Origin of the sequence: Nonomuraea sp. AD125B (assembly GCF_041402765.1) — a bacterium.
GTDB classification, from domain to species: Bacteria; Actinomycetota; Actinomycetes; order Streptosporangiales; family Streptosporangiaceae; genus Nonomuraea; species Nonomuraea bangladeshensis.
In genome coordinates this window covers 1-552 of record NZ_JBGLOU010000051.1, presented here as the reverse complement: position 1 = coordinate 552, position 552 = coordinate 1, and the positions used below count along the sequence as shown (strand labels likewise).

Annotated in this window: 1 protein-coding gene; it reads right to left on the bottom strand. The window is 60.9% G+C overall.

Annotation, left to right across the window (positions count from 1 at the left end):
- A partial coding sequence (locus ACBR40_RS47085; protein ID WP_371252954.1) for a disulfide bond formation protein B occupies positions 1 to 449 on the bottom strand: 449 nt, incomplete at its 3' end.
- Between the last annotated feature and the right edge of the window lie 103 nt (positions 450 to 552).

The window sequence follows — 552 nt, the reverse complement described above, 5'->3', positions numbered from 1 at the left end:
GAGACCGGCAGCCCGTCAAAAATATAGGTCGGCATATCGCACGGCTTGCCGGGGCGCAGCGGCATGGAAGCAAGACGCTCGGCCATCGTCGCGCCCGTCAGATGCGGCGACAGACATTCCGGCAGCGGGCTTTTCCAGAAACGCCATTCGACACCGGCATGAACCGCCACAAGAACGAGATCCACAAGCAGCGTCGGCACGCCCAGAGACGCCACGGTTCTGGCCCAGCGTCGCGGCACGAGCAGACCGACTACCCCAATCACCACCAGCAGACGCCATGGCCAGCGTTCCCACAGGCAGAGCGCGCAGGGCGCTATGCCCAGCCCATCCTGCACCCACCATACGAAAAGCATCGCTACCACCCCTGCAAATATCAGCAGGAGGTTGGGCAGGCGGACAGTTCCGGGCGTCTGTTTATTGAAAATTCTGCGTCGTGGCATCAGCACCATGCGCCAAGCTTTCTGTTCCACATGACGGTCATGTGTTTACGGGAAACGTGCGTATAGCAGCACCCCGCCTGAATTTCACCCGGCACTGGTCTTTCTGCTGCGA